This window comes from Streptomyces sp. NRRL WC-3549 (genome assembly GCF_000721935.1).
In the GTDB taxonomy this organism is placed as follows: domain Bacteria; phylum Actinomycetota; class Actinomycetes; order Streptomycetales; family Streptomycetaceae; genus Streptomyces.
In genome coordinates this window covers 341,296-341,735 of record NZ_KL585394.1, presented here as the reverse complement: position 1 = coordinate 341,735, position 440 = coordinate 341,296, and the positions used below count along the sequence as shown (strand labels likewise).

1 pseudogene is annotated in these 440 nt (G+C 73.4%); it reads left to right on the top strand.

The window, feature by feature from the left end:
* A pseudogene (locus IH13_RS0112330) lies at positions 1-436 on the top strand (hypothetical protein); the annotation flags it as partial.
* Positions 437-440: the final 4 nt, after the last annotated feature.

Here is a 440-nt window from a genome sequence, read left to right as displayed (position 1 = left end):
CAGCCGCGCCTCGAAGCGGCCCTGGCTCGTCTCGTACGCGAAGGCGGCCGTGCCCGTCGCCACCGCGATCGCCGTGACCCTCACCCAGCACCTCCCGCTGCGCGACCTGCTGCGCCCGGAGACGTACGCCACCGACGCCCGGGCCGGGGAGGCCGAGCGGGCGCTGGAGGCGATCCCGGCCGGCTCCCGGGTGGAGACCGACATCACGCTGATGTCGCACCTGACCTCCGACCGCACGGTCTACTGGATCGGCGGTGCCCCGGGCACCGCCCCCGACGTCGTGGCGATCAACCTGGACTTCGGCTGGTCGCAGCCGATCGACGACCCGGTGGCGTACGCCGAGCAGCTCCACCCCGAGGGCCGTTACCGCATCACCCTCCGGTCCGGGCCCTTCGTGGTGATGGAGCGGACGACCCCGGTACCCGGAAACGGCTGAAGGC